The organism is Flavobacterium sp. 123, assembly GCF_003634825.1.
Lineage (GTDB): Bacteria > Bacteroidota > Bacteroidia > Flavobacteriales > Flavobacteriaceae > Flavobacterium.
The window spans coordinates 2,222,775-2,242,567 of record NZ_RBXD01000001.1; the positions used below are offsets into that span (position 1 = coordinate 2,222,775).

24 protein-coding genes and 1 riboswitch are annotated in these 19,793 nt (G+C 32.6%); of the genes, 8 read left to right on the forward strand and 16 right to left on the reverse strand.

The features are described from left to right. Positions 1 to 16 precede the first annotated feature (16 nt). The 5 genes from folE to C8C88_RS09860 are packed head-to-tail and all read right to left on the reverse strand — an operon-like array spanning position 17 to position 3,615. Complete coding sequence (gene folE / locus C8C88_RS09840) at positions 17 to 631, reverse strand: GTP cyclohydrolase I FolE (RefSeq protein ID WP_121337937.1); 615 nt, start codon at positions 629 to 631, stop codon at positions 17 to 19. A gap of 17 nt (positions 632 to 648) precedes the next feature. Beyond that, on the reverse strand, positions 649 to 1,332 hold the full coding sequence (locus C8C88_RS09845; protein ID WP_121337939.1) for an SDR family NAD(P)-dependent oxidoreductase: 684 nt from the start codon (positions 1,330 to 1,332) through the stop codon (positions 649 to 651). Between the two features lie 37 nt (positions 1,333 to 1,369). Beyond that, the gene (locus C8C88_RS09850; RefSeq protein WP_255415853.1) at positions 1,370 to 1,648 is read right to left on the reverse strand and encodes a TIGR03643 family protein; all 279 of its coding nucleotides are present in this window, start codon (positions 1,646 to 1,648) and stop codon (positions 1,370 to 1,372) included. Between the two features lie 2 nt (positions 1,649 to 1,650). Next, a complete protein-coding gene (locus C8C88_RS09855; protein WP_121337940.1) occupies positions 1,651 to 2,955 on the reverse strand; it encodes an AarF/ABC1/UbiB kinase family protein in 1,305 nt (434 codons plus the stop codon). Next, complete coding sequence (locus C8C88_RS09860) at positions 2,956 to 3,615, reverse strand: TetR family transcriptional regulator C-terminal domain-containing protein (RefSeq protein WP_121337942.1); 660 nt, start codon at positions 3,613 to 3,615, stop codon at positions 2,956 to 2,958. Positions 3,616 to 3,735: 120 nt separating this feature from the next. Between C8C88_RS09860 and C8C88_RS09865 the strand changes: the two genes are divergently transcribed. After that, on the forward strand, positions 3,736 to 4,650 hold the full coding sequence (locus C8C88_RS09865; protein WP_121338638.1) for a TIGR01777 family oxidoreductase: 915 nt from the start codon (positions 3,736 to 3,738) through the stop codon (positions 4,648 to 4,650). Positions 4,651 to 4,652: 2 nt separating this feature from the next. Here C8C88_RS09865 and C8C88_RS09870 read toward each other — a convergent pair whose 3' ends face one another. The 4 genes from C8C88_RS09870 to rmuC form a co-directional block, all read right to left on the reverse strand. Beyond that, positions 4,653 to 5,189, reverse strand: a complete 537-nt coding sequence (locus tag C8C88_RS09870; protein WP_121337943.1) for a YceI family protein — start codon at positions 5,187 to 5,189, stop codon at positions 4,653 to 4,655. Between the two features lie 92 nt (positions 5,190 to 5,281). Continuing rightward, the gene (locus C8C88_RS09875) at positions 5,282 to 5,827 is read right to left on the reverse strand and encodes an acyl-CoA thioesterase (RefSeq protein WP_121337944.1); all 546 of its coding nucleotides are present in this window, start codon (positions 5,825 to 5,827) and stop codon (positions 5,282 to 5,284) included. A gap of 4 nt (positions 5,828 to 5,831) precedes the next feature. Then, the gene (locus C8C88_RS09880) at positions 5,832 to 6,197 is read right to left on the reverse strand and encodes a 6-phosphogluconate dehydrogenase (protein ID WP_121337946.1); all 366 of its coding nucleotides are present in this window, start codon (positions 6,195 to 6,197) and stop codon (positions 5,832 to 5,834) included. 5 nt (positions 6,198 to 6,202) lie between these two features. Continuing rightward, positions 6,203 to 7,573, reverse strand: a complete 1,371-nt coding sequence (gene rmuC, locus C8C88_RS09885) for a DNA recombination protein RmuC (RefSeq protein ID WP_121337947.1) — start codon at positions 7,571 to 7,573, stop codon at positions 6,203 to 6,205. Between the two features lie 179 nt (positions 7,574 to 7,752). Between rmuC and C8C88_RS09890 the strand changes: the two genes are divergently transcribed. Then, entirely contained in the window at positions 7,753 to 8,322 is a 570-nt protein-coding gene (locus C8C88_RS09890) for a pseudouridine synthase (protein WP_121337948.1), read from the forward strand. A 72-nt stretch (positions 8,323 to 8,394) separates the two neighbouring features. Beyond that, the gene (locus C8C88_RS09895; RefSeq protein ID WP_121337949.1) at positions 8,395 to 8,856 is read left to right on the forward strand and encodes a tRNA (cytidine(34)-2'-O)-methyltransferase; all 462 of its coding nucleotides are present in this window, start codon (positions 8,395 to 8,397) and stop codon (positions 8,854 to 8,856) included. On the opposite strand, the gene C8C88_RS09900 is transcribed toward C8C88_RS09895, so the two are convergent. From C8C88_RS09900 to C8C88_RS09910, 3 genes are read right to left on the reverse strand one after another with little or no spacing between them, the layout of a single operon-like run. Next, positions 8,857 to 9,639, reverse strand: coding sequence for an ABC transporter ATP-binding protein (locus C8C88_RS09900; RefSeq protein WP_121337950.1), 783 nt, complete (start codon positions 9,637 to 9,639; stop codon positions 8,857 to 8,859). Next, complete coding sequence (locus tag C8C88_RS09905; protein ID WP_233549329.1) at positions 9,639 to 10,670, reverse strand: iron ABC transporter permease; 1,032 nt, start codon at positions 10,668 to 10,670, stop codon at positions 9,639 to 9,641. The genes C8C88_RS09900 and C8C88_RS09905 overlap by 1 nt, the downstream gene beginning before the upstream one ends. Before the next feature lies 1 nt (position 10,671). Next, the gene (locus tag C8C88_RS09910; protein WP_121338639.1) at positions 10,672 to 11,811 is read right to left on the reverse strand and encodes an ABC transporter substrate-binding protein; all 1,140 of its coding nucleotides are present in this window, start codon (positions 11,809 to 11,811) and stop codon (positions 10,672 to 10,674) included. Positions 11,812 to 12,098: 287 nt separating this feature from the next. Next, positions 12,099 to 12,308, forward strand: a riboswitch (cobalamin riboswitch). Between the two features lie 99 nt (positions 12,309 to 12,407). Between C8C88_RS09910 and C8C88_RS09915 the strand changes: the two genes are divergently transcribed. Then, a complete protein-coding gene (locus tag C8C88_RS09915) occupies positions 12,408 to 14,363 on the forward strand; it encodes a TonB-dependent siderophore receptor (RefSeq protein ID WP_233549330.1) in 1,956 nt (651 codons plus the stop codon). Positions 14,364 to 14,443: 80 nt separating this feature from the next. Here C8C88_RS09915 and C8C88_RS09920 read toward each other — a convergent pair whose 3' ends face one another. Then, entirely contained in the window at positions 14,444 to 15,895 is a 1,452-nt protein-coding gene (locus C8C88_RS09920) for a S41 family peptidase (RefSeq protein ID WP_121337952.1), read from the reverse strand. A 124-nt stretch (positions 15,896 to 16,019) separates the two neighbouring features. Here C8C88_RS09920 and C8C88_RS09925 point away from each other — a divergent pair, with 124 nt between their 5' ends. Genes C8C88_RS09925 through C8C88_RS09940 form a run of 4 tightly spaced genes read left to right on the forward strand, consistent with a single transcriptional unit; the run spans position 16,020 to position 18,086 of the window. Beyond that, the gene (locus tag C8C88_RS09925; RefSeq protein ID WP_121337953.1) at positions 16,020 to 16,529 is read left to right on the forward strand and encodes an RNA polymerase sigma factor; all 510 of its coding nucleotides are present in this window, start codon (positions 16,020 to 16,022) and stop codon (positions 16,527 to 16,529) included. Further along, on the forward strand, positions 16,516 to 16,977 hold the full coding sequence (locus C8C88_RS09930) for a hypothetical protein (RefSeq protein ID WP_121337955.1): 462 nt from the start codon (positions 16,516 to 16,518) through the stop codon (positions 16,975 to 16,977). The genes C8C88_RS09925 and C8C88_RS09930 overlap by 14 nt, the downstream gene beginning before the upstream one ends. Positions 16,978 to 17,020: 43 nt before the next feature. Next, positions 17,021 to 17,548 carry a DUF4252 domain-containing protein gene (locus C8C88_RS09935; protein ID WP_121337956.1) on the forward strand — a complete coding sequence of 176 codons (528 nt, stop codon included), beginning with the start codon at positions 17,021 to 17,023 and terminating at the stop codon, positions 17,546 to 17,548. A 1-nt stretch (position 17,549) separates the two neighbouring features. Next, positions 17,550 to 18,086: a DUF4252 domain-containing protein gene (locus tag C8C88_RS09940; RefSeq protein WP_121337957.1), complete on the forward strand. Its 537-nt coding sequence runs from the start codon at positions 17,550 to 17,552 to the stop codon at positions 18,084 to 18,086. Between the two features lie 72 nt (positions 18,087 to 18,158). Here the strand turns inward: C8C88_RS09940 and C8C88_RS09945 are convergent, their stop codons facing one another. From C8C88_RS09945 to C8C88_RS09955, 3 genes are all read right to left on the reverse strand, one after another. Beyond that, a complete protein-coding gene (locus tag C8C88_RS09945) occupies positions 18,159 to 18,665 on the reverse strand; it encodes a tetratricopeptide repeat protein (RefSeq protein WP_121337959.1) in 507 nt (168 codons plus the stop codon). A gap of 164 nt (positions 18,666 to 18,829) precedes the next feature. Further along, a complete protein-coding gene (locus C8C88_RS09950; protein WP_121337960.1) occupies positions 18,830 to 19,273 on the reverse strand; it encodes a nuclear transport factor 2 family protein in 444 nt (147 codons plus the stop codon). Between the two features lie 32 nt (positions 19,274 to 19,305). Further along, on the reverse strand, positions 19,306 to 19,785 hold the full coding sequence (locus C8C88_RS09955) for a nuclear transport factor 2 family protein (protein ID WP_121337961.1): 480 nt from the start codon (positions 19,783 to 19,785) through the stop codon (positions 19,306 to 19,308). Positions 19,786 to 19,793 lie beyond the last annotated feature (8 nt).

Consider the following 19,793-nt stretch of genomic DNA (forward strand, 5'->3'; position numbering starts at 1 on the left):
TGGTTTTAATTCTGAATTAGCTCAATTTGTTTGCTACTAAACTAATAAATTCTTTTCTGGTTTTGTCTTTTTCAAACGCACCAGTAAATGATGAAGTTGTAGTTACTGAATTTTGTTTTTGAATGCCACGCATTTGCATGCACATGTGTTGCGCTTCAATTACTACAGCTACTCCTAGAGGATTCAAAGCTTCCTGAATACAATCTTTGATTTGGTCAGTCAAGCGTTCTTGTACTTGCATTCTACGCGCATACGCATCAACAATTCTAGGGATTTTGCTCAACCCAACAATTTTTCCATTCGGGATATACGCTACATGTGCTTTTCCAAAAAACGGTAGCATATGATGCTCACACATCGAATAGACTTCAATATCTTTTACCACAATCATTTGTTGGTGATCCTCAGAGAACAAAGCGGATGTCAGTATTTCTAAAGGATCTAATCCATAACCATGGGTTAAAAATTGCATGGCTTTAGCAACTCTTTCTGGTGTTTTTTCAAGACCTTCTCGATTTACATCTTCGCCTAAATTTTCTATAATAGATTTGTAGTTTTGAGATAATGCTTCCGTTATCTCCGTATCATATTGTTCAATTTTTTCGTAACTCCTTGTTTGTTTTACTATCATTTTTATGAATTCGGGGTTTATATTTTAAAGCTTACAATGCCATAATCCATTTCAAAAACTTGACCAGATATTGATTTAGCATGTTCAGAAATCAGGAAATTTGCCATACTTGCCACTTCTTCTGGTTTCAAGTAACTTTTCATTGGATGGCGTTCTATCATATTTTCTTTCATGCGATCATTTCTAAGAATTCCTGCTGAAAGTGATGTTTCTGTTATAGTAGGAGCAATCGCATTAACTCGAACTGTTGCAGCTAATTCAGCTCCTAAGGATTTTACTAATCCTTCAACTCCAGCTTTTGCAGTTGCAATACTTGCGTGGAAAGGCATTCCTAATTTTGCGGCTACAGTACTGAATAAAATAATGGATGGATTTATGCCTTTTTTTAATGCAGGCAAATATTTTTGAATGACTTTTACGGCGCCAATTACATTGATTTCAAAGTCATTTCTGAAATCATCAATAGCTAAACTGCCAATAGGTTTTAGCGTTATGGAACCTGGACAATAAATCAAGGTATCTATATTCTCTATTTCAGGCAGCGCGTCATGTAATGCGTCCAAAGAAAAATGGGTTAAGTTTGGATGTGAAATTTCAGCTGGAGTCCTGCTGATATTGTACACTTTATTCGTTTCCAATTGTTGTAGCAAAATGGCATTTCCAATTCCTTTGCTTCCGCCAATGATGACAATGTTTTTCATATTTAAATATGGTTTTTAACGTAAGGGATGTATTAAATTACCTTTTCGAAATTTTATTATTATTAATTTGTCTTTGCATACTGCATTTAAAACGTCCTTCCCTAAATGCTCTTAATTTTTCATGCTTTGTTTTGCGACCTTGAACTCTTTCTCTCCACATTCTAAAACTTGATGGCTTCATTTCTGTACGCATCAAATCAATCACTTCTTGTTCTTTTAATCCAAATTGCAATAAAATAGCATCAAATGTGGTTCGGTCTTCCCAAGCCATTTCTATGATTCGGTCTATTTCTAAATCGGTAAGTTCTTTTTTCAAGCCTAATATTTTTGAAATTCGTTAACTACTATTTTGGCCTTTAAATCAAACATCAAATTGTATAAACCAAAGAAAGTTCGGTTCATGTAGATAAAATGTTTGGAGCCTCTATTTCCGTTCATTTTACGAAGGGTAGTGTCTTTTGAAAAGCGTTCGCCTAATTGCGCTATGTTTTCAAAGAATTCTTCATCTGAAAAATCAAATGTTTCCGTTTGAAAAGGTTTGGTAAACAGGGATAATAAATCATAGAACATTTGAGTGAAATATTTAATTTCTTCTTTGGAATCATCCGTTCTAAGAATTTCTAATTCAAATAATTTCTCACTAAATAGTTTTTTGTTATCAATAACTTCTTTATTAATCAATTCAAAATAAGGAATATAGAATTCATTCGGAATTTTTTTCATACATCCAAAATCTAATGCAACCAATTTATTTCCAGAATCAACTAAGAAATTTCCTGGATGTGGGTCTGCATGTACTTTTCTTAAAATATGAATTTGGTACATGTAAAAATCCCAAAGCGCTTGCCCGATGCTATTGGCTGTTTTTTGATCTGTATTTTTAGCAGTAAACTCCGAAAGATGAATTCCTGTCATCCAATCCATAGTGATAATCTTCTGTGATGAAAACTCTGGATAGTAATTAGGGAAAACCAAATTTTCTATTTTTTGGCACGCTTCAACAACTTCTTGACTTTGTTTTAGTTCCAATAAATAATTAGTTTCTTCAATTAGTTTGTCTTCAACTTCTTTAAAATATTTGTCGGAATCTTTACCTTGAAGATTGAACATCCGAATCGCAATAGGTTTTACCAAAGCTAAATCAGATGAAATACTATTAGCAACACCGGGATATTGAATTTTTACGGCTAATTTTTTAGCGTCTTTTTTGGCTAAATGAACCTGTCCAATACTGGCTGCATTTACAGATGTTGCGTTGAATTCATCAAAAATTTCATACGGTGATTTTCCGAAATTTGCTTTGAATGTTTTTAATACTAATGGTGCTGATAACGGCGGAACTGAAAACTGCGATAAGGAAAATTTCTCCACATAGGCTTGTGGCAAAAAGCTTTTATCCATACTTAGCATTTGAGCTACTTTTAAGGCGCTTCCTTTCAGACTTTTTAGACCATCATAAATGTCTTCAGCATTGTCCTCATTTAGTTTATCACGAGTGGTTTCGGGATTCACCATTTTCTCACCGTAATATTTCAAATAATTTACTCCAACTTTTGCTCCAGTCTGAACCAATTTAGTTGCTCTTTCAATTTTTGAAGTTGGAATATAATCTAGCGTTTTCATTTATTTGCTTTGTATTTTTTCTTTAAAAAGGAATTTTCCAAAATCAATTAAGCTGTCAATAGGAGCAATGTTCATTAACTCAAAAGTAGCTTTCACAGATTTTTCAATATAGATATCTGTTTTCTCAAATGCTGGTGAAGAATCGTCTAACCAAAATTTAAGTGTCATTAATAGCTGAAGCCAAGATGTTTCTTTGATTGTTTTTTCTTGAAATGATTGTAGTTTTTCTTGCTTTATTCGGTATTCGTCAGAAATGATTCCAGAAATATATTGTTTGAAACTATTTCTCAACGTTGACAATTGCATCAAGTTTTTGAGATGGTTTTCATTTTCTTTCAAACTCATTACTACATAGCTTCTATTTGCTGATAACAATTCAAAAAAAGTAAAATAAAAGCTAAGCATTTTACTTTTCATATCATACGTTTCATAGTTTGCATCTTTTTCTAATAGCGCAACAGTTTTTTCTAGAAACATATTAAAAATTTCATTTTCTATACTATTTAGTGTCCCAAAAAAAGTGTAGAATTCAGACTCAGTAAATCCATTTAATTTAGAAAATTGATAAACAGATTTTGGTTTTTCATTTTGTTCCAATGTATAATTCATATACATAGAAACAATTTTGTCTTTTGTGAGTATTACTTTTTTAGTTGCCATTTTTTTGAATCTTTCTAATTAGAGTATAAAGGTATAAAATGTTTAACTAATTATTCATAAAGTTAAACAAAATAATTTTGTATATTTGTGTTAGATATAATTTGTCAAATGATTTCTATCATGAAAAAAAATGTTTTATTAAGCGGAGGTACTGGATTTGTTGGCAAAAAGCTCACTGATTTATTGATTCAAAAAGGTTTTTCGGTATCTATATTAAGTAGAAGTGATAAAAAAAACACTACTGATATTTCCTACTATAATTGGGATGTCAGTCAAGAGATTATTGAAGAAGCTGCAGTTCTTGATGCAGATTACATTATTCATTTGGCTGGCGAAAATATAGCTGATAAAAGATGGACATCAGAAAGAAAAGCAGCTATAATCGATAGTAGGGTACAATCTATTCAATTAATTCAATCTGTTTTAAAGAATAATAATAAAAAAGTGGAGGCCTTTATTTCGGCTTCGGGTATTGGTATTTATGGCGCTTTGAATGGTGAAGCTATTTGTTCCGAAAACACTCCTGCAGCTAATGATTTCTTAGGGACTGTTTGTCAAAAATGGGAATCGGCAGCGGATACAATTACAGCTCTTAACATAAGAACAGTCAAGGTTAGAACAGGTTTAGTTTTAGGCAGGAATGATGGTTTTTTAAATAAATTGCTACCTATTTTTAAGTTCAGATTGGGTTCTGCTTTGGGATCAGGAAAACAATATATGCCTTGGATTCATATTGATGATTTGTGTACCATTTATTTGGAAGCTATTTTGAATTCAGAAATGGATGGTGCTTATAATGCTGCTGTTCAAGATGATACTACAAATCTTATTTTTTCAAAAAAACTTGCTAAAATATTCGGATATTCAATTTGGTTACCTAATGTTCCTGCCTTTGTGTTGAAATTAGTTATGGGCGAAATGGCAGCAATCGTTTTAACAGGAAGAAGAATTTCTTCAGAGAAAATTGAAAAAACAGGATTTAAATTTAAATATAAAAATCTAGAAACGGCTTTAAGAGATTGTTTAACTAATTGATTTTAATGTAAAACAAATTCTAAATGCGTGTGAACTGTTTTTGATATTTTATTTCGGACAATAAATGGAATTTCAATTTTAAAATCATCGGTATTTAAATCAAAATCGGAGGTGATTTCAATTCCTTCAGTTGTGTTTTTGATTTGAGCAATTACAGCTATGTTTTTTGATTTTCCATGAATTTCTATTTTCCCACGAATTACATATTGTTTAGCATCATTTGATACGTTTTTCAAATCAAATTTTTCAATTTTTCCCTTGAAGCTGGCTTTTGGATATTTGTCGCTTTCTATATAATTTTCATTGAAATGAGTTTCCATTAAGGCTCTTTTAAAATGGAATTGTTTTACAAGGATAATGCAATTTAATTTACTGGTTTCGGGTTCTAAAATAAAAATGGCTTTTTCATTCGTTGCTTGGACTTCTTCAAAAAAAGGTATGGATGCTTCAAAATGGATGCTACCAGAATTAGTAGTCATTCGTTCTTGAGCATTGATAAAGTTTGATAAAAGTAGCAGTAGTAGTGTAATTTTTTTCATAATCAAGTATGAATTAAACTACTTAAAGTTACTAATTTTTATTTACATCAAGAGTATTGCATTTGAAAAAATACTGTAATTTTAAAATTTGATTATAATTCCAGCAAAACATTGTATTTACTTAAATTAGCAATGGCTTCGTCTGAATTATAATTGAAAATTTCCTCATGAATATCACGCTCTTTTTTCAAGTCAATTTGTTTTAAGCAATTACTAAATCTGCGTACCTCCTCAAGATTTGATATGATTAAACCAGGAACTGGGATACTTTTCCCGTCTTTGTCTTTAGCAACCATTGTAAAATAAGAAGAATTACAATGCTTAACCACGCCAGTTTGAATATTTTCGGCCTCTACTCTAATACCAATAATCATGGAACTTCTGCCTACATAATTAACGCTAGCTTTCATAGTTACGAGTTCACCAACCTCAATTGGGCTCAAAAAATTGACCGTGTCAACCGAAGCAGTAACACAATAATTACCAGAAAATTTTGAAGCACAGGCAAAGGCAATTTGATCTAATAGAGACAAAATATATCCTCCATGAATTTTTCCGCTAAAATTAGTATGAGACGGCAACATTAATTCTGAAATGGTGATGTAGGATGATTTTACCGTTTTAAAAGTTGTATCCATAAAATTATTTTTGATTAAAAGGAGAAGTCTCTTTTTTAACGGATGTAACAAAATATCTTGTTTCTCCCCACCAAGAAAATGTTCTGTATCTTTCTACATAGGTCAGTTTTACATAATTTCCTTGAAATGTTTTCAAATCTTCAATTACTTTTTTATCACTATCCAAAACGGAAAAGCTAAAAATCTGAGCACCAGAAATTCCTTGACTTAATTCGCCTTCCCAAGTTTTTATGGCCATTCCTTTATGGCTCAATTTTATGAGTTCGCCTGAACGAATGCCTTCACTGTAAGGAACATAATAAAGAAATGTAAAATAACATATCAAAATCAGAACACCAATTCCTATAATAATTCCTAAAATTCGTTTCATTTTATCTAGTTTAACAATTGATTTTCGTCTTTTTCAGCTCTGTTCAAAATATTTTCTGGAAGTGCTTTTTTTGCTTTAGCTCCCATTTTTTTTAATTTTTCGACACTAGTAATTAGATTTCCTTTTCCTTCCACTAATTTATTCATGGCGCCAGAATATTCTATTTTGCTTTCATCTATTTTCTTTCCAATTTTGATTAAATCGGCTACAAAACCTTCAAATTTATCGTACAAAGCTCCCGCTTGTCGTGCAATTTCGAGTGCATTTTCCTGTTGTTTTTGATTCGTCCACATGCTATCAATAGTTCGTAGTGTGGCCAGTAAAGTTGCGGGTGTAACTATGACAATATTCTTTTCGAAAGCTTTGTTATATAAACTTGTGTCTTCATTCAAAGCCATTGCAAAAGCGGGTTCGATAGGAATAAAAAGCAATACAAAATCAGGGCTTTCAATTTGGTATAAATCCTGATAGTTTTTGCCACCTAATTGCTCAACATGTCTTTTTATTGAATTAACATGTTCCTTTAAAAAGCCTGTTTTTGCATCGTCATCTTCTTCGTTGATGTATTTTTCATAAGCTGTCAAAGATACTTTTGAATCGACAATCATTTTTTTTCCGTCAGGAAGGTTGATTACCACGTCCGGAAAAACTCGGTTGCCATCTTCGGTGGTGAATGCTTGTTGGACTTCATACTCACGTCCTTTTTCTAAGCCCGATTTTTCTAAAACTCTTTCTAAAACAAGCTCGCCCCAGTTTCCTTGCATTTTGCTATCGCCTTTCAGAGCTTTGGTCAGGTTGATAGTTTCCTTGCTCATTTGGATATTCATTTCGCGCAAGCCCAATATTTGTTGGCGTAAAGCCGCATGATAGTCGATACTTTCTTTGTGTGTGTCTTCGACTTTCTTTTCGAATAGTTGAATTTTGTCTTGCAAAGGCGAAAGAATATTTTTCATATTCTCTTTATTCTGCTCCGTGAATTTAGTAGACTTTTCGTCTAATATCTTGTTGGCTAGATTTTCAAATTCTTTGGTAAATTTTTCTTGTAGTTTTTCGACTTCTTCTTTTTGCTCTTTGTTTCTTTCCCAAAGATTGTCAAAATCAACTTCCTTTTTAGAAAGCTGAATGGCTAAACTGTCTTTTTCATTTCGAATTTGTTCTTTGTCGGCATTGGTTGCTTCCAAGAGTTTTTCGAAAGCTATTTTGTCGTTTATAAGTTGCTCTTTCAGCTGATTTAACTGTGATGTTGCGGCAATTAGCTTTTCTTCTAAACTGATTTTTTCAGACTGAAAACGTGCTGAAAAAATGAGTTTTCCAATCCAAATACCAATGGCGAGAGCTATTATGAAAGCCAATAAAAACGGAAGAATATCGAACATAAAAGATTTTTTTAGTAGCAGTAAAAGTAAGTAATTATATTAATTTTTGGATTTTAAAAATAAGAATTTGAAATACTTTTAAAAAGAATGTAGTTTGTTTAAGAACCTAAATTTCATACTTATTTAGGGACAATCGGTTTTACGCTATAAAAATGTATTTTTGCAGTAAATTTTAAATAATGCCTACGCATCACCATTTTATTCTTCATAAACCTTACGGATATTTAAGTCAGTTTATCTATGAGCTCAAACGTAAAAAGAAACTTTTAGGGGAATTGTATGATTTTCCAAAGGGAACAATGGCAATAGGACGTTTAGATGAAGATTCAGAAGGACTTTTGTTACTTACTACTGATGGTAAAGTGAGTGAAATCATTAGAAGCAAAAAAGTAGATAAGGAATATTATGTTCAAGTTGATGGAATTATTAACCAAGAAGCGATTGATCAATTGCAACTGGGTGTCCAAATAGGATTCAATGGTACTAAGTATATTACTAAACCTTGCACGGCTTCATTGATTCATGAAATTCCTGCTTTTGGAGCTAGAGGTAAAAAAATACGAGATGAAAGGCATGGTCCAACATCTTGGGCTTCGATTACGGTCAATGAAGGGAAATTTCGTCAGGTCAGAAAAATGACTGCTGCTGTAGGATTTCCTACTTTGAGATTGGTCCGAGTTAGGATTGGGAATGTTAGGTTGGATGATTTGCAGGCAGGCGAAGTGAAAGAAGTTATGAATTTTGAATGATGAGTTATGAAGTTTTGTGTTTGTTCAAAAAACACTTAAAATTTATGACAGACTAATTAACACTTAAAGAATATGTTAAACATAGTTTTAGTAGAACCAGAAATACCAAATAATACTGGGAATATAGGCCGTTTATGTGTAGGAACCGAAAGTAGGTTGCACTTAATTCATCCTTTTGGATTTGTGATTAATGACAAAAACCTGAAGCGTTCTGGTTTAGATTATTGGGTGCATCTTGATGTGACCGAGTATCAGAATGTAGAGGAATGGATGTCCCAAATCCCAGATAAATCAAGAGTTTTTTTGATGAGTTCTCATGCTGAAAAATCATATTTAGAAAATCATTTTCAGGATGGTGATTGGTTGGTTTTTGGTAAAGAAAGTGTTGGTCTTAGCGCAGATTTTTTAAATTTATTTGATAAAAAAAATCAATTGACCATTCCGATGTCTTCGCTTATCCGAAGTTTTAATATTGCTAATTCAGTAGCTTTTGTTGTTGGTGAAGCAAAACGTCAGTTAGCGATTAAGGAGTAATTACTTAATTACAAACTTCCCTTTTTCTGCATCAAAAACAATGTGTTCGTCTTTGAATAAGGTATTGAAACTGCCTTTCATAATAAAATTACAAGGTTGGTCTTGTTCGATTTTTTCAGGAGTCATAATAATCATTTCGTCACTCAATTGAATCGCCATATCGATATCATGGGTTGAAAATAAGATGCATTTTCCAGTTTCATGAGTCAGTTTTTTAAGCAATTTAAAAAGCGCTACTTTGTGTAACAAATCCAAATGCGTAGTAGGCTCATCAAGAACAATTAGCGGAGTATCTTGTGCCAATGCTCTTGCCACCAGTACTTTTTGTAATTGTCCGTCACTGATTTCAAAATGTTTTTTGGTCGCTAAATGACTAATTTGAGTGAGTTGCATAGCTTCATTAACTTTCACGATATCAACATCAGTTAATTTTCCAATCCAATTAGTGTAAGGTTGTCTTCCTAAGGCAATTAGTTCAAAAACAGTCAGGTTGCTAGGCGGTAGTTTTTCGGTTAAAACAACACTTAAATTTTGTGCTAAATCTAGAGAATCTAATTCGTGAATGGCAATGTTATTAAGAAAAACGGTTCCTGATAGTGGCTTTTGAATCCCCGTTAACGTTTTTAAAAGAGTCGATTTTCCTATTCCATTTCCGCCAATTAAGGCAATTAATTTCCCTTTCTCTAAAGATAAATCGATGTTTGAAGCCACTGTAGTTTTTTCTTTTTTATGAGAATAACCAATGCTAATTTGAGAAGCGCGTAAGATGATTTTGTTTTCCATTAGCCTATCATTTTTCGTTTTCTAATCAACAACCAAATCACAATTGGTGCTCCAAAAATGGAAGTTACAGCATTAATAGGTAAGGTGAAATCACTTCCAGGAAGTTGTGAAATACTATCGCAAATAAGCATAATAATTGCACCAAAAAGCATTGTGCTCCAAAATAATATAGTGTGATTGCTTGTTTGAAAAACCAACTTTGCAATATGAGGAACAGCTAATCCTATAAAAGCTATAGGTCCAGCAAAAGCGGTAATACTTCCGGCTAGAATACTTGTGGCGAAAATAATAATTAATCGTGCTTTGTTATAATTTAAACCTAAACTTTTGGCATAATTTTCACCTAAAAGTAGTGCGTTCAACGGCTTGATACTAAATACACTTAAAAGCAGTCCAATGCCTATGCATATTGATAAAACAGCAATCGATGACCAGGATAAATTGCCTAAATTTCCCAAAGACCAAAAAGTGAATTTTTGCAATTGTTCAGCTGTACTGAAATAGGTTAGGGTTCCAACAATTGCATTGGTTAAACTTCCAAACATTAATCCCACAATCAAAATTGCCATTGTATCGCGTAGCTGTTGGGAAACGGCTAAAACGGCTAATAAAACTAAAAAACTACCTAAACTGGATGCTAAAACAATTCCGTAGGAGGATATTAAGATGGAAGACAAAAAAGTAGGCAAAAAGGAAGTTCCTAAAATTACTATAGCAACACCTAAACTGGCTCCTGAACTTAATCCCAGAACATAAGGTCCTGCTAATGGATTTTTGAACAAAGTTTGCATTAATAAACCACTAATTGACAATCCCATTCCAACAAGAATTGCAGCGATAGCCTTGGGTAACCTATAATTTAGGATGATGTATTGCCAAGTTTCTTTGCTACAATTACCAGTAGTCAAACTATTAAAAACATCTTTTATGGGTATGGAAACAGAACCCAAACTTATGTTTACTAAAAATAGCAAAAGCATTCCGATGATTAGGGAAATAAAAAGAATCGTATTTCGGTTGGTTTGGGTCAATTTATTCTAATTTTTGAAAGAAAAAAAGTTTGTGATTTGGTAACAATTCAGGATGAAAAATAGAAATCAAATCTTTCAATACCCAATCAGGTCGGGTAGGAGACCATTCGAAATATACAATTCCTCCTTTTGCACCTTTATTTACGCCGTACGAATATACTTTTTTATTTTTGAATGAATCAAATTGTTTGTAATGTGGATTGCTGTCGCTCATTTCTTTTAATGAGGAAAAATCGCCTGGAGCAATCCAAAATTCTGCTTCTTGTGCTTTTTCCAAAATAGTTTCAAAAGGCAAAGCTAAACTTCCGGTTCCGTTGCTATCTGCCCATAAATAATTAGCTTGAGCATCTTTCAAAAACAAGGAAGCCCAGCTTTGTCCTTGGGGCACATACCATTGGTCTTGGAACATTGCACCGCTGAGAACGGTTGGTTTTGAAGTGGCTTTTTTGGCTAAAGCCAAAGTTGTATTGTACTCTTTTTCTATGTCCGAAAAAATAGTATTTGCCTTTGAATTTAATCCGTAAAGCGCACCGAAAAACTTAATCCATTCCGCTTTTCCAAGAGGAGATTGTTCTGTCCAATCCCCATTTAGCATTACTTTCAAACCGCTTTTTTGTAAATTGTCCAAAGTTGGGTTGCTATTGTTTAAGCCAAAACTCACAATCAAATCAGGAGCCATATCAATTAAAACTTCGGAATTTAAAGTTTCGTTAGTACCTACTTCCCGAACTTTTCCAGCATCAATCAATTTACGGGTTTTTACAGAAGAAATATAATCGGTATTAGGAAAACCAACCAATGTGTTTTCAACACCTAGTAATTCTAAGGCAGGAATGTGAGTTGTTGAGGTTACAACTATTGATTTTAAAGGAATTTGAATTGTTGTAAACTGTTTTAAACTATCTGGAATTATACTATTTTTTTGCTGTAACACATAAGTGAAATTTTCTTTGGCATCAGGCCATGGATTTGTTATTTTAACTACTGAAAAGCCCTCGTAATTATATATTTCGAGCCCTTTTGCGTACTGAATTTCATTCTTTGCAGTGGTAATTTCAGCTTCTTTTTTAGCTACATCTTTGCATTGAATAAACAATACTAAAACCAAAAAGTAAAGCAAGGTATTTGGAATGAATTTCATTTTGTGTAATTTTTTACAAAAGTATTGTTTTGTTTTTATAAAAATTAATTTGTGTAACATTTGACACATTCTCTTTTTAAAAAAGAAGCTAATTTTACCAAAAAGCATATCATGAGAGACAGTTCAAATACGTTTATTTATGTTGTTGCAGGAATCATACTCTTGCATTTTGTCATTGGTTTTGTCTGGTTATTTTTTAAACTTTCCGGTAAGAAGGACAAGGATAAACAGTAATACTTTAGAATATATTTTTATATTTTATTTTAAAAACGGGTTCAATTCGTCTATATTTGCACCCGTATTGAGGTTGTTGTTTCGATTTTTTTCAAACAACATTAAAAGGGAATCAGGTTTAAAACCTGAGCTGTACCCGCAACTGTAAGCTATTAAGCTTGTTGTTATCTACAAAACCACTGAGTTAGCTGAATTTTCAGTTTCTTGGGAAGGTAAACAACAAGACGCAAGCCAGGAGACCTGCCTATTACATCGAGTATCAAACTTTCGGGAAAAAAGGTTTGGGTATGGGTAATTCTATGCTTTTCTCCCCATTTTTAGTCATGTAACAGTAAAAATAAACTGTTATTAATTTTTTTAAAATGAACAAAAAATTCGTTCGAATCAGTGCGTTATGTGTATTCATGACCACCTGTGCCTTTGCGCAACAAAAAGACACTATTACTTCTAAAAACGAACTGGAAGAAGTAGTAATCTCAGATTCTAAATTTGCTTTGGCAAAAGAAAAATCAGGAAAAGTAATCACTAAAATTACAGCTGATGATTTAAAAAAGAAATCGGGTCAAAGCATTGCAACTATTCTGAATTCAGTTGCAGGAATGGAAATTAACGGAAATCAAAGTGTTGCCGGAAAAAATTTAGGGTATTACATTCGTGGTGGAAAAAACAGCCAAGTGCTTATTCTTATTGATGGTATTCCGGTAAATGATGCTTCTGGAATTAGTTTTGAATATGATTTGCGTTTGCTTCCAGCGGATCAAGTAGAAAGTATTGAAATTATGAAAGGCGCTGCAAGTACTTTATACGGAACTGGTGCTGCGACTGGTGTGATTAATATTAAACTTAAAAAATCAGGGAAGAAAGCAATCGGTGGGAATGTGTACTTTAATGCGGGAACTAATACTACTGCTTTAGCCAAAAAGACAAATCTTCAAGATTTTAATCAGGGGTTTTCCGTAAATGGAAATTTAGAAAAAGTCACCTATTTTACTTCTTTAAACAGCACCGAAACAAATGGAATATCTCAAGTAGCTGCTCCAAGTGCTACTGCCAATTATGATGAGGATCGGTTTTCTAGAATTAATTATTTAGCCAAATTAGGGTATAAGGTTTCAGATAATTTGACTTTGGATTTCTTTGGTAATTATGATAAAATCAACAATGATTATGATGGTGGTTTTGATAATACTGGAACTAATGATACCAATTTGAATCATACTACTTCCAAACAATTTCGTTTTGGGTTTACACCAAAATACAAATATGCTAAGGGAGAATTTGTTTTGAATTCAAGCTTTAATAAATTAATACGTTCGTATAGTGATTTTGATAGTTGGTCTAATTCGGTTGGTTTTTCAGAATATCAATCTAGAAATGTCAATGTAGATGCCTACAACAAATATAAAATTTCACAATCGTTCTTTTTTGTTTCCGGAGCACAATATCAGTTTTTTGATATGAATAGCGTTACGCCTTATGGAAATATTGCTAAGGAAAGTACGAAGTTTAACATGATTGATCCGTATGTAACGGGCGTTTTTACTTCTGATTTCGGTTTGAATTTAAATGCTGGTGCGAGATGGAATATGCACAGTGAATACGGGAATCAACTGGTTTATAATGTAAATCCTTCTTTTGATTTCAAAACGGTTCCATTGAAGATTTTAGCTTCTTACAGCACGGCTTTTGTAACACCAAGTTTGTATCAATTGTATTCTGAATACGGAAACTCAACTTTGACACCAGAAAAAAACAGTACCATTGAAGTGGGTTTTGAAACGCAACTATTGGATAAAAAAATTAAATTCAATGCGGTAACCTTCTTTAGAGAGCAAACTAATTTTATAGGATTTTATACGAATCCAGTAACTTATGATTCTAATTATATTAATATTAATGGAACAAATAAGGCAAAAGGAGTAGAGGCCGAAGTATCTGTCGCTGTGAGTGAAAAAATAAAATGGAATTCTAATTATACATTCACTAGTGTTGATAGCGCTTTGGATCGTTTGATTCCAAAACACAAAGTAAATTCATCTGCCGATTTTCAAATTAATGATCGTTTGTTTTTTAATTTAACTTATCAATATGTTGATAATCGAAAAGATGCTTTTTTTGATGGAAATACCTATGCAACTCAAAAAATAACTTTAGGTTCTTATCAATTATTAAATTCGACTGTTCGATATGAATGGATAAAAAACAGATTGTCCGTTTTTGGAACTGCAACTAATATTTTCAATGTTGATTTTGTTGAAAATGTGGGGTATAGTGCTCTAGGAAGAAATTTCAAATTAGGGATGACGATCAATTTGTAATTGGCAAACAATCAATTTATGTAATAAAAAAAAGAAGCTTTCTTGGTTTAGAAAGCTTCTTTTTTATTGCTATAGTTTTTTTATTTTAATGCTTTCAAAAGCCCTTCAGGCGCTTCTTTCAGATACATTTGATTTCTCAGCCCGCTTATAGATTTAGAATCTTTGAAATAGTCAAATTCTTTACCAGGAATTTGTTTAGCCATTTTAGCCGTTCCAGTGATTTTAGAAATCGCCGTATTTAATAAAGGCTCTGATGTGCTTCCAAGAACTCCAAACGTGCTTATCGTTTCTTTTTGTTCAAAAGTAGGTGTCAAGCCATTATAGTAATCACCAAACCCAGCAGAGTTTACAATTTTTAAGACAATAGGTTGCATAGCATATCTATGGTTTGGGTTTCTGTTTTCAGTTCCAAAAGTAGGAGAGTCATATAATGTTACCGATCCTACGTTTTTACCTGTGGTGACATCACCAATTTGGACCACGTTGATATGTGATTTTAGTCCGTTGATTACTAATTCACTTGCCGAAGCAGTACTTTTAGAAGTAAGAACATAAACGGTACTTAGATTTAGGCTATTTATAGCAGTAGTTCCAATTTTATCCGTAAATAAATTGTTTAAAGCATCTGGATTTTCAGTTTCAAAATAAGCATTGATTTTTGAATTCCATTGTTGTTTTGCAAATATTTGCCCTGTAAATTGCCCTGTAATCATACTCGCTAATCGAGTTGCGGTAAGTACTGAACCACCACTGTTATAACGTAAATCTAAAACTAAGTCCGTTATTCCTTGTGATTTTAATGAAGCAAATGCGTCGTTTAATTCGGTGTCATAAGCAGCATAAAATCCATTGTACATTAAATACCCTATTTTATGAGAACCCGATTCAATTACCGTATTGATGTAAATAGGATTTTCGGCTAATACAGTTTTTGTCAATGCAACTGATTTTCCATTTACAACAATAGTTGACCCATTATAATCGGCTAAATTTAAGGTGTAGCTTTCTAATGCCAATAAGCTTTGGTAATTGCTGATTGTAAGTTGTGTTCCATTGATAGCCGTAAACATGTCGCCACGTTTGATGTCTTTGCCTGAGGCATCAGAATTTGGGATAATATAGCGTACATAACCAAAAATTTCAGAAGTGCTTCCCGGTTTATAACTTAAGCCAAAATCAACCCCGTCATTTTTTGAAATTCCTCCAAGAGCTTGTTCTAATACTAAATAATCATCTACAATCCAGCTGAATCTATCAATTGTAGGACTTACTCTCAAGGCATTAAATAAATCTTCGGGAACAGGATATCCTTTTAGAAAAGTATTATATTCAGTTTCACTTGCAAATCGGTCATCGGATAAGTTAGGAACATCCGTTTGCCATAAATAATATTGGTTCAACCCATTCCAAATAAAATCTTGAATCTCAATGTTAGCAGGAGCTGTGACTATAGTGTCGTCATTATCTTGACAAGCTTGAAAAACAAAAAGGGAAAGGAATAATAGGAGTGTAAATTTTAGTGTTGTTTTCATGTTTTGAATTTGATATATCTAATCAACGTAAAAATACTAACTTTAGTTTTTTATTTGTTATTATATGTAACAAAATTTAATCTGATTCGTCTAGATTATATAACCGAATTTTTTAAATGCGTGTATGAACCAAAAAGAGTTTGTGATTTTAATTACCCCTTTTCGGGATAAAGTCTTTCGGCTCGCAAAGCGTTTGCTTACAAGTACCGAAGAAGCAGAAGATGCAACTCAGGAAGTTTTAGTTAAATTATGGTTTAAAAATGAGGGATTAAAAAATTATAGTAACATAGAAGCTTTTGCGATGACCGTTACTAAAAATTATTGTTTGGATCAGTTGAAGTCCAAAAGAGCCAGTAATCTTTCTATTGCGCATTCAAATTACACAGATACGGCAGCTAGTTTGCAACAAAAAGTGGAGGATGATGACAGTTTAAATTGGGTTGAAAAAATAATAAATCAATTGCCTGAACAACAACGATTGATTATCCAAATGCGAGAGGTAGAGCAATATGAATTCGATGAAATTGCTAAAATAATAGGGATGAATGAAACGGCTATTCGGGTGGCGCTTTCAAGAGCAAGGAAAACGATACGAGAAAATATGACAAAAACGCATAATTATGGAATGCAATAAAATCGAAATACTTTTAGAAAAATACTTTGAAGGAGAAACCACTATAAAAGAAGAAAAAGAATTGAGAACCTATTTTTCTTCGTCAGATGTTGCAATGCATTTGGAACAGTACAAATCATTATTTGGTTATTTTTCTGAAGCAAAAGAAGAAAAGAGTACAGCAATACTACCAGAATTTAAAACGGTTCGGTCTAAAAAACGTAGTTTTACTGGCATGTATATTGCAGCTTCTGTTTTAGTACTACTTGGAATAGGCACCTATGTTTATAACAGTAATAATCCAGTTAGTGAAAAGCGAGAATTAGGAACGTATGATGATCCGAAAGTAGCTTTTAAGGAAACACAAAAAGCATTGGCGCTATTGTCAATTCATGTTAATACAGGCATTGAAAGTGTACAACTAATTCAAGAGTATGATAATTCAAAAGGAAGAATTTTTAATCAATAATAAATCAATAAATCAATAAATCAATAAATCAAAAACGAAAAAAATGAAAAAATTAATTATAACAGCGGTACTAATTTTAGTTTCAAGTCCCTTTTTTGCTCAATCTGCCTTCGATAAATTTGACGGCCAAGATGATGTAACTTCCATTGTAGTCAACAAAAAAATGTTTGAGTTGATGAGCAAAGTAAAGGTTGATGCCTCTGATAAAGAAACGCAGCAATACTTAAATTTAATCAAGAAATTAGATAACTTGAAGGTCTTTACCACTAAAAGTACTCGCGTAGAAAACGATATGAAACTTACCGCTGATAAATACATAAAAACTGCTGGATTAGAGGAATTAATGCGCGTTAATGAAAATGGTAGAAACATAAAAATTCTTGTAAAATCAGGCACAAGTGACACACAAGTAAAAGAATTGCTTATGTTTATTGAAGGTGTTAAAAATGAAGATACTGTTTTGATGTCTTTAACAGGGAACTTTGATCTTAATGAAATCTCGGTTCTTACGGATAAAATGAGAATTCCTGGTGGTAACGATTTGAAGAAAGCTACAAAAGGTAAAAAATAATATGAAAACTGCGTATGGTTTTTTAGGTCTTGTTTGCTTTTTATTGTTGAGCTGTAATTCAGATCCAAGTTTGCAAAAATACTTTGTGGAGAATACGGAAAACAAAGATTTTATTGTCTTGGATGTTTCTCCAACTATTTTGAATGTTGATCAAACGAAACTGTCGATTGCTCAAAAAGAAGCTTTGCATTCTTTTGATAAGATGAATATTTTAGCATTCAAATTGAATGATAAAAATAAAGCTCAATTCGAAATTGAAAGGGCTAAAGTTGATTTGATTTTGAAGGATACGAAATACCAACAACTGATGAAATTTGGTTCTGGAAAAGAAGGCGCTTCGGTAAGTTTTGTTGGCTCAGACGATCATATAGAAGAATTTGTATTTTTTGCCAATAAAAAAGAAAACGGATTTGCAGTAGTTCGGATTCTGGGGAAAGATATGAATCCAACCAATATTATTACTATGATCTCAGTTCTAAAAGAATCCAAAATTGATTTGGAGCAATTAAAACCTTTACAGCAATTACTGAAACATTAAAAGTATTATTTCTAATAAAAAAGCGTCTGGATTCATTCAGACGCTTTTTTTATGAAGTAGATTTAAAAGGAATTATTTGCAAAACATTTTTTTGTTTTTGACGGCACTTTGACTTCCTAATTGTATTGCTTTGGTAAAATCAAGGCAGGCATTTTTTTTATCCTGAATATGATTGTAAGATAATCCGCGGAGGTTATAAGCAATATAATCTTTAGGATTTAGCGCTATGGATTGGGTGCAATCTTGAATGACGCTTTTGTAATTTTCGGTTTTGTAGTTGATGTTAGCCCTTGTTGTGTATGCATCACCTCGTTTTGGGTCAATATCAATAGTTGTGTTCACATCCGCTAAAGCGCCTTTTACATCTCCCATTTTAATTTTGACCAACGCTCTATTTAAATACGCTTCCGAAAATAGCGGATCGTATTTTAAGGCAGTTGTATAATCAGCTAGAGCTCCTTTCAAGTTTCCCGCTTCCGCTTTTTTTAACGCTTTGTCAAAATATTCGTAAGATATAGGAATCTGACTCCAAGAAGTAAAGGATGTTATTAATAAAGCAATAATAATAACTTTTTTCATTAGGGGGCGAATTTAGATAATGAATCTAATAACGAATGATTTTGAAATTTATTGTGGTAGAGTGGTTTATAAATGAAAAATCAACACAGTCAGAGCAAATTTCTAACTGTGTTGATGAAAAAATTGGCAGGATTTGTTTAATCCCAATTAGAACTATTTGAATTTTATTGTCCAGGTACCATTAGTTTAGTAAATGATAATGAGCCAAGTTTCCAGCCATCATTTTCTTTAACATATACTTCTGTAACAATAAACGGATTGGTTACTTCATTTCCTCCAACCACTGCTAAGAGGGTAATTTTGTTTAAGAGTATCGCTGTATTTCCAATAATGTTTACGGACACTTCATGAATATCTGCTTTCTTGTAATGAATTCCTCCGCTTTTAATTATATTGATTTCTTGAGTTTTTCCCCAACTTCCTCCCATGTGGACAAATACAGATTTGTCATCAAATAAAGGCGACAGTTTGTCTACATTTTTATCAGCCATCCACTCCCATTTTTGCTTTGAAAGTTGAATCACTTCTTGTTCAGCAGTAGTATTTTGTGCAAAGGACTTGTTTGCAAATAGGATAAGTATAAGTAGTCCTAGAATTGACTTTTTCATAGTATTATTAACTTTTTGATTGGTATATTTTTCTATTTCTTAATTTGATGCGTGTCTCGTACACTACTGAATGTTAAGTCTAAAAGTTTCCAATTCTTACCTTGTTTTTGGTAAATTTCAGTCACAGTAAATTCAGTTGCGACTTCATTTCCACGAACTATAGCCTCAAGTGTAATTCGGTTCCAAACGATTGCTGTTTTTCCAAAAATTTCTATTGCTGTATCATGAACCTTGGCGTTCTTGTACCAAATGCTTCCTGTTTTAATGATTTCGAGTTCTTCGTCCTTTTTCCAAGTACCACTCATGTGAACAAATTTTGATTTGTCATCAAAGAGAACTGCAAGTTTATCCACATTTTTATCAGCCATCCACTGCCATTTTTGTTTGGAAAGGTCTAGTAATTCTTGTTCTGTTTTTTGATCGCTTTTAGATTTGGTGTTCGGTGTACTTGTTTGTGCATTCGACCATTGTATACTTGTAAAAAATAATAATCCTAATAATAGTTTTTTCATTTTTAATA

What these genes read in the sequence shown, in the direction of transcription:
- folE (WP_121337937.1), bottom strand. Translation starts at nt 631, where the DNA reads ATGATAGTAAAACAAACAAGGAGTTACGAAAAAATTGAACAATATGAT.
- C8C88_RS09845 (WP_121337939.1), bottom strand. Translation starts at nt 1,332, where the DNA reads ATGAAAAACATTGTCATCATTGGCGGAAGCAAAGGAATTGGAAATGCC.
- C8C88_RS09855 (WP_121337940.1), bottom strand. Translation starts at nt 2,955, where the DNA reads ATGAAAACGCTAGATTATATTCCAACTTCAAAAATTGAAAGAGCAACT.
- C8C88_RS09860 (WP_121337942.1), bottom strand. Translation starts at nt 3,615, where the DNA reads ATGGCAACTAAAAAAGTAATACTCACAAAAGACAAAATTGTTTCTATG.
- C8C88_RS09865 (WP_121338638.1), top strand. Translation starts at nt 3,736, where the DNA reads ATGAAAAAAAATGTTTTATTAAGCGGAGGTACTGGATTTGTTGGCAAA.
- C8C88_RS09870 (WP_121337943.1), bottom strand. Translation starts at nt 5,189, where the DNA reads ATGAAAAAAATTACACTACTACTGCTACTTTTATCAAACTTTATCAAT.
- C8C88_RS09875 (WP_121337944.1), bottom strand. Translation starts at nt 5,827, where the DNA reads ATGGATACAACTTTTAAAACGGTAAAATCATCCTACATCACCATTTCA.
- C8C88_RS09880 (WP_121337946.1), bottom strand. Translation starts at nt 6,197, where the DNA reads ATGAAACGAATTTTAGGAATTATTATAGGAATTGGTGTTCTGATTTTG.
- rmuC (WP_121337947.1), bottom strand. Translation starts at nt 7,573, where the DNA reads ATGTTCGATATTCTTCCGTTTTTATTGGCTTTCATAATAGCTCTCGCC.
- C8C88_RS09890 (WP_121337948.1), top strand. Translation starts at nt 7,753, where the DNA reads ATGCCTACGCATCACCATTTTATTCTTCATAAACCTTACGGATATTTA.
- C8C88_RS09895 (WP_121337949.1), top strand. Translation starts at nt 8,395, where the DNA reads ATGTTAAACATAGTTTTAGTAGAACCAGAAATACCAAATAATACTGGG.
- C8C88_RS09900 (WP_121337950.1), bottom strand. Translation starts at nt 9,639, where the DNA reads ATGGAAAACAAAATCATCTTACGCGCTTCTCAAATTAGCATTGGTTAT.
- C8C88_RS09910 (WP_121338639.1), bottom strand. Translation starts at nt 11,811, where the DNA reads ATGAAATTCATTCCAAATACCTTGCTTTACTTTTTGGTTTTAGTATTG.
- C8C88_RS09915 (WP_233549330.1), top strand. Translation starts at nt 12,408, where the DNA reads ATGAACAAAAAATTCGTTCGAATCAGTGCGTTATGTGTATTCATGACC.
- C8C88_RS09920 (WP_121337952.1), bottom strand. Translation starts at nt 15,895, where the DNA reads ATGAAAACAACACTAAAATTTACACTCCTATTATTCCTTTCCCTTTTT.
- C8C88_RS09925 (WP_121337953.1), top strand. Translation starts at nt 16,020, where the DNA reads ATGAACCAAAAAGAGTTTGTGATTTTAATTACCCCTTTTCGGGATAAA.
- C8C88_RS09930 (WP_121337955.1), top strand. Translation starts at nt 16,516, where the DNA reads ATGGAATGCAATAAAATCGAAATACTTTTAGAAAAATACTTTGAAGGA.
- C8C88_RS09935 (WP_121337956.1), top strand. Translation starts at nt 17,021, where the DNA reads ATGAAAAAATTAATTATAACAGCGGTACTAATTTTAGTTTCAAGTCCC.
- C8C88_RS09940 (WP_121337957.1), top strand. Translation starts at nt 17,550, where the DNA reads ATGAAAACTGCGTATGGTTTTTTAGGTCTTGTTTGCTTTTTATTGTTG.
- C8C88_RS09945 (WP_121337959.1), bottom strand. Translation starts at nt 18,665, where the DNA reads ATGAAAAAAGTTATTATTATTGCTTTATTAATAACATCCTTTACTTCT.
- C8C88_RS09950 (WP_121337960.1), bottom strand. Translation starts at nt 19,273, where the DNA reads ATGAAAAAGTCAATTCTAGGACTACTTATACTTATCCTATTTGCAAAC.
- C8C88_RS09955 (WP_121337961.1), bottom strand. Translation starts at nt 19,785, where the DNA reads ATGAAAAAACTATTATTAGGATTATTATTTTTTACAAGTATACAATGG.